Consider the following 15560-nt stretch of genomic DNA (forward strand, 5'->3'; position numbering starts at 1 on the left):
TACGCATACAGGTCATTTTTAATACATCGGAACCAACGACGCAGCAAACCCACCCCTGCGAAGCAATTTTACATCAACTGAAGCAGATCTGTCTACAACCATGTATTGTGTTGCAAAGTCTTTATCGTGCTTTCCATCGGCTATTAAAGTGAGTTTGTATCTTACTCCTTCCGGTAAAAAATCGAATTTTATTGTTTTGGTCTTTTCTCTCTGTTCTGCATTGATACCCCCTATGTACCAGTCATTTCCTTTGCGGCGGGCCATAATCACCTCTTTACCAGGATAGCCATCCAGCAATTTAGTATCGTCCCAGGCATTGGGTACATTCTTTAAAAATGTTTTGGGCACATCGGGCAGCTCATAATAACCTTCGGGCCGGTCGGCCATGTGTTGGATGCCCGATTCAAACAGCACGCTCAAAGCCAGCTCATGGGCATAGGATGTAACATGCGGATATTGCGAATTGGTAAATGTAACAGGGGTGTAATCCATGGGGCCAACCACATTGCGGGTAAATGGCAGCGTGGCATTGTGTTCAGGCGCAGGCATGGTAAAATCCGGTGTGTTGTTGTACCACTCGGCGCCCCGCACGGCTTCATGCGTCATCAGGTTCGGATAGGTGCGCTCCCACCCTCTCGGCACGATACAGCCATGGAAGTAAACCATCATCTGAAAGGCGGCAGCATCTTCTAAAATATCTAAATAGTATTTGATCATTTCCTGCTTCTCGCTTTCAAAGAAGTCGACCTTCACGCCGGCAAAACCCAGTTTTTTCAGCTTTGTAAATTCTTCCACCCGGTTTTCATGGGTAAGCATCCGGTCGCGGGGTGTAGCGGTAACATAAGTATGCGGTCCGCCCGAATTATACCAGATCAATGGTTTTATGCCTTTTGACGTGATATATTTTACGGCATCTTCTAAATTACCCCCATTGCCCATCGCATCCCACTCCCAATCGAGCAGCGTATAGGGCCAGTTCATGGCAGCCGCGAGGTCGGCAAATTCACAAACCGTTTTATAATCTTTGGTGCCATGATTGCTGGACCAATAGTTCCAGGAGGCTATTCCGGGCTTGATCCAGCTGGTATCTTTTATAACCGAAGGCGTGGAAACATCATTCACTAAAGTAGACGCCACTACATCGGCCAGTGTTCCCATAATGATCACGCGCCAGGGCGATTTCCAGGGAAGTGTTATGGATGGGTTGGATTCGCCAAGCCCTCTTCCGTCTTTTGGATTTGGAAAGGTCAATTTGTATATCTCCCCATCGGCTGCATTGCTCAATTTGGTGCCACAGTAATTGCGGTTTACATCCGCCTCATGCAACAGGAACCAACAATCTTTATTGTCTGTATTGAAAAGCGCAGGATATCCCCATTCGCCGGGCAATATTTTGTTTTTATCCATCGCTGTATACAGGCCTTCATTGGCAGTATTCCATTTCTCCATCCACCGCGTAGTTGCTGATGGAATGGTATAAGCTGTTAATTCCTCCTTAACAACAAAGCTTCCCTGCTTATCGGGGAATTCATAGCGAAAAGTAATGCCGTCATTGTAAGCCCTGATGATGAGGTTCAGCTTTGCTTTCGTTTGATTTTCAAACGCGACCACTACCTCATTCGCCTCGTTTTTACAAACAGCTCTTTTGCCATGCAGCGCTGTGTATGCTTCGTTTATTAAAGTTGGTTTACCGGCTTTCACAAATCGCAGCTCTTTTGAAAAATCCTGGTCGCTCCGCAGCAGGCCTATATCGATCCGGGGAATAGCTTCGGTAATTTTTCCATTGTTATTGTAAGACGCTTTTAGCACCCACTCGCCATTATCATTGTTTTGTTTGTTGAATAGTGACACAACAATCTTCTGGTCCGGAGATTGAACTACCGCTTTTTGCCCAAACACGATGCTGCCTAAAGCTGAAAACAGCATGACAAGAAGGACCTGACGCTTCATACTTTGTTTGCTTCTTAAAATTTAACAACTATTTTTTTCCCCGTATAGGCGATTACCTTGTTTGTATGGCCTGTTACCATCACAACGTTGAACTTTCTTTCCCCAATCATTCCCGGAAACGAACCATTTCTATCGCTGATGGTCAACATCTTTTTTGTATCGTCCCAGGTGAAAGTCACTGTAGCATAAACACCACGTTCATAATTGTAATTATCGTTCTCGTCTTCGTACAAAACAAATTTTCCATTGGCGCCGGGATACACCCTTATTTCAAGGCTGTCCCATTTTTTTTCTTCTGCATATTGAACAGAAGGTCCAACGGGCATAACAGTACCCGCTTTCACATAAACAGGAATGATATCGAGCGGTGTTTGCCTGCTTACTTTTTGCCCGCCTGAAAATTTCTCAGCAGTCCAGAAATCATACCAGTCGGTTCCGTCAGGTAAATAAGTTGTTTTTGATTTGATCTCACTGAAGTCTTCTGCCTGTATTGTTTCTTTTTCGCCGGGAACCGGCTTCACATACATGGCGTTGGTAACAGGACTTACCAGCAGGGACCTGCCAAACATAAATTCATCGTTAAGGTCCAACGCATTTTTGTCTTTTGGAAAATCCATCACCAGGGCCCGCATCATGCTCGATTGATTGGCCGTAACATCCCATGAAGTGGAATAGATATAAGGTAATAAATGATAGCGCAGGTTGATGTATTTTTCAATAGCATCGTAATATGTATTTCCCTTTTGCCCGAACTGATAAATTTCCCTGGGGGCATCTGCGCCATGCGAACGCATCATGGGTGTGAAAGCGCCAAACTGCAACCAGCGAACATATAATTCACGATATTCGGGGTCTTCCAGCTTTCTTTTAAACCTCGAAAGAAAGAATCCTCCGATGTCAGCATTCCAGTAAGGGATACCAGTCAATGAAAAATTAAGGCCTGCGGAAATCTGGTTCATCAATGCATTCCAGGATGAAGTTACATCACCCGACCAGGTATTGGCGCCATACCGTTGCTGACCAGCAAATGCCGAACGGGTGAGAATGAACACTCTCTTGCCGGAATCAATGGCACGTTGATGCGTTGATACACCGCCCACCGTCATTAAAGGAAATGCATTGCGCACTTTCCTGAATGATCCCAAATAAGTCTTATTATCAAAGTCCGACGGTTTGGCATCGAGATGGTCCGGTTCTGAGGAATCCATCCACCAACCATCCAGCCGGAGTTTATACATATGTTCCAAATACTTCCAGTAAATATCACGGGCTGCAGGATTATAGGGATCATATACCCTGACACCTGAAGGATAATCACGTCGGGGAGGCCATAGATCAGACCCTGATTGGGGCCATGTTGAAAAATTCATCAACGCCCCTATCTTGTCCAACTCTTTGTATTGTTTTGTTTGAGGGCCGAACGAATTCCAGATGGAAATGATCATGTGCGCATTCATCTGGTGAACATCGCTCACCATCTTTTCCGGTTTGGGAAATTCGGCATTTAAAAAATCCATGGCATTCCACAAATAGTTGCTTCCCCAATATTGCCAGTCCTGGATAATACCATCAAGCGGCACACCCATTTTGCGGTATTGTTTTACCACCTCCACTAATTCATCCTGGCTTTTATACCTTTCTTTACTTTGCCAATAGCCGAATGTCCATAATGGGAATAGGGGCGCCTGCCCTGTCAGTTCACGCATGCGGGCAATTACCCCATCTGCATTGCCCCCGTACATGAAATAATAATCCACACCATCTCCCACATCCGATTTAAAGGATGTGCCTTGCGGATTATCAGTAAACACCGTGGGCGAATAATTATCCCAAAAAACACCATAGCCTTTTACCGATTGAAAGAAAGGAATGTAATCATCCAGGTTTCCCTGCACCATGTTCAGTGTTACATTTCGCTGGCTCATTTTGCCCTGCTGCTGCTGACCAAGACCATAAATGGGTTCATCATTGTCCAACTCAAAGGATTGCTGAACGGTAAACGTGTTATTGCCTGCATCATTGAAAGGGGTGAATTGTACGCCCTCCTGTTTCTCCTTCAAAAGATATTCGTCATGTACCGTTGAATAAATGATGGCGCCGGTTTTCAGGTTTAACGCAATATTGAGTGCGGTGGTTTTTAAGTTTACCCAATCCCCTTGCTGCTTAACCTGGAATGTTGTTTTTTGCGGCGTTTTAATAACGGAAAGACTTTCTTTAGTGAAAGGGCGGCCATCGGGCGATTTCAGTACTCTTACCGTTGAAGGATTATAATATTGTATTTCGATGGCGGTGGAATTGATTGTTGCCTTAATTCCGAGATCTGTTTTTTGAAAGGATTGTGCGTTACTATTGTTACCTATTGATAAAGCAGTTAACAGCAACAGAAATGTACTCCATTTTTTCATGGCAATCGTCTTGATTTTAATGTAATAGCAGCTGAATAAACATGTCAAACCTACTCTAAAAGCCCGCCGATACTATTGCACAAAAGAGACTTTTTTTTGTCTTAATCCGACTTTTCGTGCAGAAGCGGCAAGTATTCTGAGTATAAATATTACAAAGCAAAAGCGGTCATGATCTTCTTCATAACTGAAAACATCGTACGATCATGTAACAATAAAATTATCCTGTATTATGAACGAATAGCTGTTTTTTTGACATCTATTATTCTTTTAATGAATATGATTTAAGATTTATACCCAATCACCACTAATATATTCAATCTATATAAGCCATTGATCATTAATTTTATTTGTATACAGGTATTTTGACTTAAGCATTTACACTTATGTTGTACTTTCGCACAAATCATTATGCATGAAAAAACTGTACCCTTTACTAGGATTCCTGGTAGGCTTTAGTCATTCCGTCTTTGCTCAATGTATATCTGCAAACGTAAGATCAACTACATCGATCAATACACCTGGTTATACCTTAAATTCAAGTTTTAATACCAACTCCACGGCAACAGCAACGATCGCCAATTTAAGCAGTGGGATGTTTACATTTACCGGTTCGGTAGCTGGTGGCGCCACCTGGTCAACAGGTGTGCAGATCCAAAACGATGCTACTGTGGGCAACTACATTTTTGTACAGCCAACCAATGCTCCCAGTACCACCCCGGCCAATTTTGCCACATACACCATACAATTTGCCGAGGCTGTCACCAATTTCAGTTTGCGTTGCGCAGGTCTCAATAATAACGACCAGCTCACTATCACCGCATTTAATGGCGCTACCCCCATTACAATAACTGCAGCTAATTTCAGTGATAACGTAGCTGACCCGGGCAACTCGGGCGTTATTACTATAACGGGCGGCAACGTACTAACCGGCAACAACACGGCTGGCGCAACCGGAGTTACCACCAACCGCATTACATTAACCATCGCGGGCCCGGTAACAAAGATTGTGATGACCAGCGGTAAATCGAATAACTCAACCAGCACCGTTACCTTGGGATTCACTTCTTTTTCTTATACCCGTTGTATAAAAGTAGCTCCTGATGTCAACGCCACCTTGGTGAATACTGCCGTAAGCGGCAATGTTGGCACCAACGATACCCAACCTACCGGAACAACTTATGGGACTGCCACCGCCCTTCCAGGCAATCCAGGCCCTGCCGTACCCACTATCAACGCCAACGGCACCTATACCTTTACCTCTGCCGTTGCCGGCATTTTCAAATTTACCGTACCTATGTGCCCGGGCAGTGTGGTGAATCCGGACTGTGCCAATGTAAATTTAACCATCACGGTAAGCGATGGATTAGGGGTTGCCAATAAACCTTTTGCCAGTACCGATCTGGCTACCACTCCTATCAATACAGCCGTTACTTTAAAAACTTTAGCCAATGACAAAGCGGGTAATAATACATCCGTTGCGCTGAATCCTGCTTCCGTGTCAGTTACAACGGCGCCGCTTCATGGTACTACCAGTGTGAACAGCAGCACCGGTGCTATTACTTATACGCCCACAACGGGCTATACAGGCTATGATACATTGATCTACCAGGTGTGCGACAACAAGTTGCCAACACCGCAATGTGCAAGCGCTTATCAGATCATTACGGTTATTCCTGCGTCCACTACCAATTCAACGGTGGCTGCAGATGATTATAACAGCACACCATTAAATACAAACGTGTCGGGTAATATAAAAGATAATGACAATGATCCGGAAAACAATACCCAAACGGTTACCGGACAAACAACCACCACTCCAGGCAAAGGCACACTAACGCTTTTGGCAAATGGCAGTTATACTTTTGCCCCTGTTAATGGTTTTACCGGTCCGGTAAATTATGTTTATCAAACCTGCGATAACGGTTCTCCGGTAGCCTGTACCAATGCCACCCTGTACCTGCTTGTATTCCCAAGCGCCCCTTTACCACTGGAACTTATTTCGTTTACAGCCATTGCCCATAATGGAAATGCGCAATTAACCTGGACCACTGCCGAGCAGAACAATGTGAGCCGGTTTGACATTGAACGTTCCGACCTGTCGCCTACGTCTTATACAACCGTTGGCACTGTTCCTGTAAACAATGGTACAGCAGGCACTTACTTTTTTACCGATCTGCATGCAGGAGACCGTATTAAAACAGGCTCGTATCGTTTAAAAATCATTGACATCGACGGCCATTTCAAGTATAGCCCAATACGAACCGTTGATTTTGGTAACCAGCAGTCATGCACCGTACTGCCAACGGCAGTAAGGGCAGGCGAACCGGTAACACTTTTTGCCGGAGCTTCCACCACCCAGGAACGTTATACCGGGCAGCTTTATAATTCATTCGGTCAGTTGATACAGGAATGGACAGGTGTAACCGATACTTTCCGGCAAATTGAAACAGCCAATCTGCGGAAAGGCATGTATTTTATTAAAATTATTCAGCAAACAGGCAGCACCACTAAAAAATTTGTAGTACAATAAAGTGCACCTGAGATATTTACAAGGTATCAAGGCTGCTACCATCCGGGATGGTAGCAGCTTTTTTGTTAGTTGCCTGTTTTAAACAACCTTGGGGCAAAATCATTGAGCGCCCTGCGCCAGGTGAGCCATTCATGGGCAGTACCTGGCGATTCATGATACACCAGGTTTTTGATACCCTGATTTTTCAACGTATCATAGGTTTGTTTCGCCCCCTGGCCTTCTGCCGTACCGGTGCTGATAAATAACAGTTTCATCTTTTTGTTAAATGCTTCCGCATCTTTAAATACACCGTTATAGGCTGTCTCAACGGTCGTAACGGGAGCTTTAGGGTTAAATGGGTTGGGGCCAAAACGGCCTGAGCCACTAAAACCACCCATCCAGGCAAATTTGTCCATATTGTTCAGTACCGCATTCCAGGTTTGCGCACCGCCTCTTGATAATCCGGCCATAGCCCGGTGGTCGCGGTCGGGATAAGTGCGGAAAGTTTTATCAATGTAAGGAATGAGGTCTTTGATCAGGATGTCGGTAATATCACCGGAGGCTTTACGCACATCTGAATTTGTTTTGATGTCGCCGCTGGGCATTACAATGATCATGGGAACAGCTTTGCCTGCTGCAATTAAACCATCCATAATATTAGCCAGGTGCCCCTGTACAGACCAACCGTTCTCATCTTCGCCCCATCCATGCAACAGATAAAGCACCGGGTATTTTTGCTTAGGATTTTTTTCATATCCTGCAGGCACATACACATTGATATGACGTTCCAATCCATTGATGTCAGACCAATGATAAAGGGAACGCACTTCTCCATGCGGGATGTCTTTATTGAACCGGTAATAATCGCCTTCAGCCCCTTCCGGAACCTCAATGCCTGCCGACTCCCAGTTGCTGCCAAAATAAGCCTGGCTTCCTCTATCCATTACCGGCACACTATCTATCAAAACCGCATAATAATGGAAACCCACCACCAGCGGATCTGTCGTATACCACCAAACCCCTTTTTCATCTTTTGTCATAGCATGTTTTCCATTCAACTGCAACGTTACATTTTGCGCATAGGGCGCCACCACCCTGAACGTTGCCTGGCGGGTATCACTATTAACGGCGGGATACTGTGATAAAAAGGTGTTGGTGGAGGCAGGTTTAAAGCCTGCGGGAAGCGGTTGTTCCTCGTTGTTCTGAATACCGGCAAACTGGGCCGACAGCGTTCCATGCGCGATAACAGCTATCAGCAGCAAATAAACATTTTTCATGTTGTGCAGATTTAAAATTTTAATAGATCAATAGCCGGGCGTTTGCACCAGTTTATAGTTCTGTGCCAGCGCCGTTTGCGGAACAGGGTGCAGGTATTGTTTCACCTTGAATCCATGCGGGTGATTCAAACCAACCGGTGTATATGTCCATACGCCGCTGTTGTTCGCCGGCACCGTGTTTTCGATCTTCATTCCATGCAGATCAACAGTCATTACCTGGTCTGCAATTTTCCAACGGATAATATCCTGGAAGCGTTTGTTCTCAAAACAAAGTTCCACTCTTCTTTCCTGGTGAATGGCATCACGCATCTGGCTTTGGCTTAATGACGCCGGCAACGCAGGCAGGTTTACGCGCGCCCTGATCGCATTCATGGCAGTATATACAGATGCATCCGGCCCAACTGCCTCATTTTGCGCCTCCGCATAGCCTAACAACACTTCTGCATACCGGAAATAAATGTAGTTGGCACCGCTCAATCCGGTAGAAGGGCGATATCTTGGATTTAACTTCTTTTTGAAATAATATCCTGTATTACTTACATCCGTACTCGCAAAATCTATTTGATTCAATGACGGTCTTACGTTGTCTATGCGGGTGTAAATAGTATCCTGCGCAGGCATCCAGTCCATTTTATAAGGAGCGCCATCATACACGATCCATTTATAAAACCTGCTTTCCCGGCCCACATAAGGCTTTTGCGGATTGTAGCCGGAAGTTGGGTCGGTTATAGGCTTACCATTTGCCATGAAGAATTGATCTACCAGCTCCTGTGTTGGATTATAGTTACCCCAGGTATAGTAAGAGCCCAGGATGTAAACAGGACCGCCATATTGTTCATAATTAGACCCTTTCACATTGGCGACATACTGCCTGTCCCAGATCACTTCCGGGTTGTATTCGTTGTCTTCATACCAAAGGGTTGAATCTTCAGCAAAAAGATTGTATGGTTTTCCCGTTCCACCCCAGTCATCCATGAATTTTTTAAATGAAGCCGCCGCCGTTGCCCAACGCGCCGGGTCTGCATTGCCAAATCCGGCGATCTTATTGGGATCAGCCCCGCCCGGGTAGGTGGCGGTGTTGAATGTAGGGCTTGCCGCCACTAACTGCAAATAAGCCTTTAACATCAGGGCGGCACCCAGGGTGGCCCTGCCTGCATCTGCGTTACCCTTATTATACTTAACAGCCAGGTATTTATTGGTCAATATCGTATCCAATGATCTTACTATAAAGTCCAGGGTTTCTGCATACGTGCTTCTTTTTACATATAATGAAAGGGTGTCTGTACGAACCTGTGGTTCCATGATAATAGGAACCCCGCCCCAATACAGAAAAAGAATGCTGTAGTGAAACGCCCTGTTGAACCGGGCTTCATCAATGCGCTTATTGAACCAGTCAGCAGAGTAATTGCTTTTATGAGCAATTACCTGTTGAATAAACGTATTGCATTTGCGGATGGAAGTATAAAGGGCCGGCCAGTTATACCTGCTGATGGTTTGAACGCCGGTAGCCCCGCCCCCAAATAGCGTATAATTGGCAGAAGCAGGGTCCAGGTTGCCATCTTTATACTTCCAGGAATTATAATAAAACCCGGCATCGTTATCATCGGTAAAATTATCCAGGTTTTCAGGCTGGGAATACATGTCGGGCAACTGGTCATACACATCATTTAAAAAAAGATCGGCATAGGACTCAGATTGCCATTGTGTTTTATCGTCAAAACTTGTTTTTACTTCGTTATCCAGGTTCTTATCGCAGGAAAATAAACCCAGCAAGGCGGCTGTAAGACAACCGTATAACAGATATGGTTTTACTGGTTTCATCTTTTAATTTTTAAAGGTTAGAAGCTGGTATTAAAGCCAACCAGGATTGTTTTCTGAATAGGATATCCCTGTTCACCGGTTGTTTCAGGGTCTGTAAATTTCAATTTCGAGAATGTCAATATATTCTGACCGGTTACATATAGCCGGAAGTTTTTCATCCTGATCTTTGCACTCCACTTTGCCGGAACAGTATACCCCAAAGACGCCGTTTTCAATCGCAGATACGCACTGCTTACCATCCAGAAATCAGAAGTTTGTCCGTTGTTATTGGTGGGGGCGGAATAAGCCCTTGGATATTTTGCATTCTGATGGTCGGGCGTCCACCTGTTGTTGTAATATTCGTAAGAAGAATTGCTGTTATTATTAAAATGAGCCACTGTCATAAAGCCATAGACATTATAGCTCGACATGCCTGAGCCCTGGAATAACATAGAAAGATCGAACCCCTTCCAGCTGGCGGCCGCATTAATACCGTAAATAATAAAGGGGGTCTGTGGCCGTCCGATGGCTTTCTCATCGTACAGGTCAATCTTGCCATCCGGCACGCCATTGGGGCCACCCAGATCGGCATACTTAATATCACCGGGACGCAAGGTGCCAAACTGAGTAATGTTATAGCCATCCGCCGCGGTAATAAAACCATCCCCGTTTTTATCATCGGCAGTGGTGAACAGGCCCAATGATTGATAACCGAATACCGTGTTGTACGGTTTACCGGTCCTGCTGCGCCTTGGATTGTTCCTGGTTACATCCGTTTCATATAACTGGATTACTTTGTTTTTTGCATAAGTAAAGTTCCCGTCAATAGAGAGCTGCAAACCATTACTTAATTTTTTACTGGTTCCAATTGACAATTCAATCCCATGATTGTCCATGATGCCGGCATTTTCCTGCGCCAGTGGAATGCCGTATTCCTGTGGTATAGCGGTGTTAGGCGATAATAACAGGCCTGATCTTCTTTCAAAAAAATAATCGGCCTCCACCCGTAAAAGTCCTTTCCACAGATTTGCTTCCAGGGCAACATCTGTTTTCTTACTTATTTCCCAGGTAATGTTCGGGTTGTTCTCAATTTGTGCGTAGGAGCCCTGTACCAGTGAGCCATCCCCAAATGCATAAGCATTCCCTCTGAGGGGATAAAGATTAAGGTACTGGAATCCGGTACTGGTAAGATTGCCGGATTTGCCCCATGAGCCCCTTATTTTGAGGAAGTCGACAAAGCTCACCGGTTTAAAAAAGTTTTCATTGGAAATTATCCAACCCGCAGAAAATGCAGGCAGGTAGACCCATCTTTTACCGGGAGCAAAATAATAATGCCCGTCATACCGGCCTGATGCTTCGAGCAGGAATCTTCTGTCGTAATCATAACTTGCCCGGTACACATAACCGATCTGGCTACCCGTACCCGATCCCCCGGCAATATCAAAGTCGTTCTTATTCGAGCTGCCCATGGTGAGTTCATCGATGTTCACCGCGAAGTTGTTTATTCTCGCCCTGAAATCACCCTGTTTATTATTGCGCGATTCGGCTACCACCAGGCCGGTAAACCCATGTTTGCCAAACGTCTGTTGATAATTGAGATACCCCTGGAAAGTGATGGTGTTATTTTGCCAGTATTGCTCGTTTAACCAGGCATAAGTTGTTGCACTGCTTTCCTGGGTGGAAAAGGCAGAAGTATAGGTATAAGGAGTAGTACTAACGTTCTGCGTCCAGTAAATAAATGGCTTGTGCCATTGCTTCTGCACATAATTATAGGGATCATAACTAAATGTTCCTTTTATGCTAAGGCCTTTTATAAACGGAAGCTTTTGCTCCAACGTAATGGTGCTTAGCATATTGGTGGTGTTTTGACGAAAATAACCATCGGAGTGTGTTACGACGAGTGGCGCATTGCCTGAGCTTTCGCCCCATAAACCATTGGTAAATTTGAGCGGCGCCACAGGAAGGAATTTATAAACGCCCCTGAATAGCTGCCCGGTGCCTCCGTCTACATCGGATGTTTTTTGCAGCGCGCCATTTAAGGAGAAAGTGGCTATAGTCGTTGGCGTTATATTTACATCGAGGTTCAAATTATAATTGTACCGTTCGTAACTAGCCTTATCAAACATCCCATCCTGTTTAAAGTAGCTGAGACCGGCATAATATTTTACGATCTGGCTGCCGCCACGCACCTGCAGGTTGCTCTGGTAGATCGGGGCATGTTTTTTTACCACATCATTCAATGCGTCGGAGATAGGATACTGGTCAGGGTCTTTCGCATGATTTTGAAGATAGCTGTCAATATAGGCCTGGCTGTACGTGGGGCTTGTTCCGGTAGGATTTTCAGTTACATATGCTTCCAGTTTAAGCTTCATGTAATCGATGGGGCCCAGCATTTTGGGCAAATAGGTAGGTTGCTGATCTCCGTAATAGCCGCCAAAACTTAAAACCGGCGCCCCGGTGGTGCCTCTCTTGGTTGTAATAAGCAGCACCCCATTGGCGCCGCCTAATCCATAAGGAGCTACCGCAGCAGCGTCTTTTAATACGGACACACTTTCTATATTATTGGGATCTACTTCATTGATGTTATTCCGGATAATGCCATCCACTACAATTAAGGGGGTAGTGTTATATGTAATGTTATTCACTGTTGTGCCGGTGGTGGCAATTCCTCTAACATAGATAGTGGCATTATCCGAACCGGGCTGGCCACCATTGGCACGTGTCATGACGCCGGTAGCCCTGCCTGCCAGGGAATTTGAAATGTTGGCAGCAGGTACTGTTGTAAGCTGTTCACTTTTTACGGTAGCCACTGCTGAAGTGGAAAGTTGCTTTTTCTGCGTACCGTAACCAATTACGATCACGTCTTCCAGTGAACTGATACCGGGGCTTAGCTGTACAACAAGATTGGCTGTACCGGCTTTTACTGCCAACTCTTTTGATTGAAAACCTATATAGGAAATCACCAATATGGCCGATTCTTCCTGGATGGTAATACTGAAATCTCCGTTAGCGTTAGTAGTGGTGGCATTTGAGTGCTCTTTTTGCACAATGGATGCTCCTGCAAGTCCATTCCCTTTGCCATCAACAACTTTTCCGTTTACAGTAAATGCTGTATAAGTTGCTGAGTGGTGTTTGTTTACAGGATCTTTTGCATATAATGATAGTTGGCATATTGCAAATGCAAGCAATAAATAAGTTTTAGGAAAGCAATCAGTTAGTTTCATACAATAAGTGTTTTGGGTGAAACGCCTGTCGGCTTGAATTATATTTCACAGCAGCAGGTGCTGCTATGCTCACGTTATTGGTTGTGTTATTTTTCCCATAGGCAATGTTTTGGTTAATAATGATTTCAGGTAATGAAATGGAGAGGTTTGGCTACCCGGATGGCGCCCTGTATTGAGGAGGTGTGTTGTTTGAAGCATTGTAAAGCAATCGGCTGGTTCAATTAATTGCAGGAGTGGCCTTGTAACCAGGTCGCTGTATAAATTTCGATAAATTATACCGTGGAGGTACGGGACGTTTGGGGGATTTATTAGCAATAATGTTCAGGCCGTTTCGTTTGTCGGTGCCAGAGAGGGGGGTAAATTAAACGGGACCACTTTCGCAGCCCCGTTTTTTCTGACCTAAGATTACCTCGTAAATTGTATGGTCTTAATGTATAACGATCGCGGATCTGCTGCCGGGAGTTTCACAAATACATCATGCCGGCCGGACACCTGCCCTATCTTCCGGGTGAACATCCGCCAGGTGTCTCCTCCACCGGTTGAAGTAACCGGTATGGTGGCAATTAGTTTTCCGGTTGTCAGATCATCGAGCCAGATCTCGAGCTTGCCGGCGGTTTTTGCAGCGACCATAAGCTGTATCTGGCTGGCTGACCTTTTATCTTTCCCCAACTCCACGCCCGACAACATAAACCACCCGCCCTGTGCAGTATTGGCAGTCACTACTTTCTCTGACGCCTGCGTTACTGTTTGCACGCCATAGTAATTGCTGTAACCGGCAGCAGGAAGGGATGAAAATCCATCTTTGCACACAAACAGGTCAAAATCGGCTGGCCTGCCTTCTGCAAACAATCCCACACTTGTTCCTACCCAGGAATTATAACCTGGTTGCACTTTATCGAGCCTAACCGAACTTACAGGGGCCCCTACCTGTACCCAGGTATTTCCATCGCCGCTGCACCAGGCGGAAAGGTTGTGCTCTTTTCTTTCCAGCCTCAGCCAAACGGTGCCGCCAAACTGGTTTGCTATACTCCGGTAAGCCGTATCGAACAGGAAGATGATTTTTTTACCCTGGTCATACCCGCTATAGAGCCTTACATAAACCGTTTGATTTCCATTGGTGAGGTAAAGGCCGGCTTTCGTTGCTGAATCTGCTGCATTTACGTCAACCCTGGTAACAGCGGTATAATAATGATCGGTTTCTTTTTGCAGCAGATGCGTTCTGCCGCTGTCGGGCGTAAGCTGCAGCCAGCCTTTTCTGGCCGACAGGCTATACCGGCCCGCTGCCTTCCGGTTTAAAAAATGCCAACAGGTATTCAATGAGTCGTTATCGAAATAGTCTGACTGAACACTGCGCCACAAAATACCCGATTGCGGCAGATCGGGTTTTTCAACCGGCGTGCTTACCGGCGCCATTCCCCAGGGCCGGTTCCCTTCCCAGGTAACCGGGTACAGGGATGTTTGCCGGCCCATGCCCGACCAATCGTCGCCGCCATGCCGCTCATAGCTTTGCCCGATCGTCCACCAGCTGCCATCGGCCAGTTGTACCGGTGCTGCAATATGATTGGGGCTTCTAAAGCCGGTATGCGGGTCCAATATGGGTTTAAAGAAATTTCCGAGCCGTTCCCATTTTGTTGAATCGGCCGTTAAAACGGAAGTTCTCAACACATACTGCCCGCCCGACACATCGCCCGCAGGAAAATAAAAATAATACCCGTTTCGCTTGCACATGACCGGTCCTTCGGCCCAACTGTATTGTAAACCGGCATTGATCCAGTCAAGATCGATCACCGTATCTGTCAGCTGCCCGTCCCGGCCTATGGCCTGAATGCGATTGGTTTTCTGCAGATTTTTGATCAGCATGTAGGGCTTTCCATCGTCATCAACAAATATAGAGTTGTCATATCCCAATGGCCCGGTAGCGTGATTGGTTTTTACGGGTACGGGCGCCGACCAGGGCCCGGCAGGAGAACCGGCTTTGCTAAACCACTGACCATTGGCTGAAAAATAGATCCAGTAAGAACCATAAAAATAAGTGATGGCGCCCTGCCAGATGCCCGCAGACGGCTTGTCTGAAACCATACCTGCCGCCGCCGGATAAACGATGCGGCTGATCACCTCCCAATGAACCAGGTCTTTGGAATGATATACCGGCAGATACGGTGTAAAATGAAAACTGGAGCCGCAATGATAGAAATCGTCGCCCACCTTCAATAAAGTGGGATCGGGATGATCGCCGGGCAATACCGGATTTACATAGGTTTTTACCTGGTTGTAATAAGCGGCAGCGTCTGCTATGCTGTTCTGCGCTTTTGAATAAAATGCGCTCAATAAGATAATACTCACTAATCCTGCAATCCGGTAATAACAACGATTCATATTCCGTACGGATGGTTTT

Annotated in this window: 7 protein-coding genes; 1 reads left to right on the forward strand and 6 read right to left on the reverse strand. The window is 45.7% G+C overall.

Annotated elements, in window-relative coordinates; genetic code table 11:
* Positions 1-18: 18 nt before the first annotated feature.
* A complete protein-coding gene (locus NIAKO_RS11965) occupies positions 19-1950 on the reverse strand; it encodes a glycoside hydrolase family 97 protein (protein ID WP_014218680.1) in 1932 nt (643 codons plus the stop codon).
* A 14-nt stretch (positions 1951-1964) separates the two neighbouring features.
* Positions 1965-4355, reverse strand: coding sequence for a glycoside hydrolase family 31 protein (locus NIAKO_RS11970; protein ID WP_014218681.1), 2391 nt, complete (start codon positions 4353-4355; stop codon positions 1965-1967).
* Positions 4356-4767: 412 nt separating this feature from the next.
* On the opposite strand from NIAKO_RS11970, the gene NIAKO_RS11975 reads away from it, so the two are divergent.
* A complete protein-coding gene (locus tag NIAKO_RS11975) occupies positions 4768-6885 on the forward strand; it encodes a T9SS type A sorting domain-containing protein (RefSeq protein ID WP_014218682.1) in 2118 nt (705 codons plus the stop codon).
* 65 nt (positions 6886-6950) lie between these two features.
* On the opposite strand, the gene NIAKO_RS11980 is transcribed toward NIAKO_RS11975, so the two are convergent.
* The 4 genes from NIAKO_RS11980 to NIAKO_RS11995 all read right to left on the reverse strand — a co-directional run bounded on the left by NIAKO_RS11980 (position 6951) and on the right by NIAKO_RS11995 (position 15541).
* A complete protein-coding gene (locus NIAKO_RS11980) occupies positions 6951-8141 on the reverse strand; it encodes an alpha/beta hydrolase-fold protein (protein ID WP_014218683.1) in 1191 nt (396 codons plus the stop codon).
* 27 nt (positions 8142-8168) lie between these two features.
* The gene (locus tag NIAKO_RS11985; protein WP_014218684.1) at positions 8169-9962 is read right to left on the reverse strand and encodes a RagB/SusD family nutrient uptake outer membrane protein; all 1794 of its coding nucleotides are present in this window, start codon (positions 9960-9962) and stop codon (positions 8169-8171) included.
* A gap of 17 nt (positions 9963-9979) precedes the next feature.
* The gene (locus tag NIAKO_RS11990) at positions 9980-13165 is read right to left on the reverse strand and encodes a SusC/RagA family TonB-linked outer membrane protein (RefSeq protein WP_014218685.1); all 3186 of its coding nucleotides are present in this window, start codon (positions 13163-13165) and stop codon (positions 9980-9982) included.
* A gap of 405 nt (positions 13166-13570) precedes the next feature.
* Entirely contained in the window at positions 13571-15541 is a 1971-nt protein-coding gene (locus NIAKO_RS11995) for a family 43 glycosylhydrolase (protein WP_014218686.1), read from the reverse strand.
* Between the last annotated feature and the right edge of the window lie 19 nt (positions 15542-15560).

The organism is Niastella koreensis GR20-10, from assembly GCF_000246855.1.
GTDB lineage: Bacteria > Bacteroidota > Bacteroidia > Chitinophagales > Chitinophagaceae > Niastella > Niastella koreensis.

Excerpts from the sequence above, each read along its gene's own strand:
- NIAKO_RS11970 (WP_014218681.1), bottom strand. The coding sequence starts at position 4,355 with ATGAAAAAATGGAGTACATTTCTGTTGCTGTTAACTGCTTTATCAATA.
- NIAKO_RS11965 (WP_014218680.1), bottom strand. The coding sequence starts at position 1,950 with ATGAAGCGTCAGGTCCTTCTTGTCATGCTGTTTTCAGCTTTAGGCAGC.
- NIAKO_RS11990 (WP_014218685.1), bottom strand. The coding sequence starts at position 13,165 with ATGAAACTAACTGATTGCTTTCCTAAAACTTATTTATTGCTTGCATTT.
- NIAKO_RS11995 (WP_014218686.1), bottom strand. The coding sequence starts at position 15,541 with ATGAATCGTTGTTATTACCGGATTGCAGGATTAGTGAGTATTATCTTA.
- NIAKO_RS11975 (WP_014218682.1), top strand. The coding sequence starts at position 4,768 with ATGAAAAAACTGTACCCTTTACTAGGATTCCTGGTAGGCTTTAGTCAT.
- NIAKO_RS11980 (WP_014218683.1), bottom strand. The coding sequence starts at position 8,141 with ATGAAAAATGTTTATTTGCTGCTGATAGCTGTTATCGCGCATGGAACG.
- NIAKO_RS11985 (WP_014218684.1), bottom strand. The coding sequence starts at position 9,962 with ATGAAACCAGTAAAACCATATCTGTTATACGGTTGTCTTACAGCCGCC.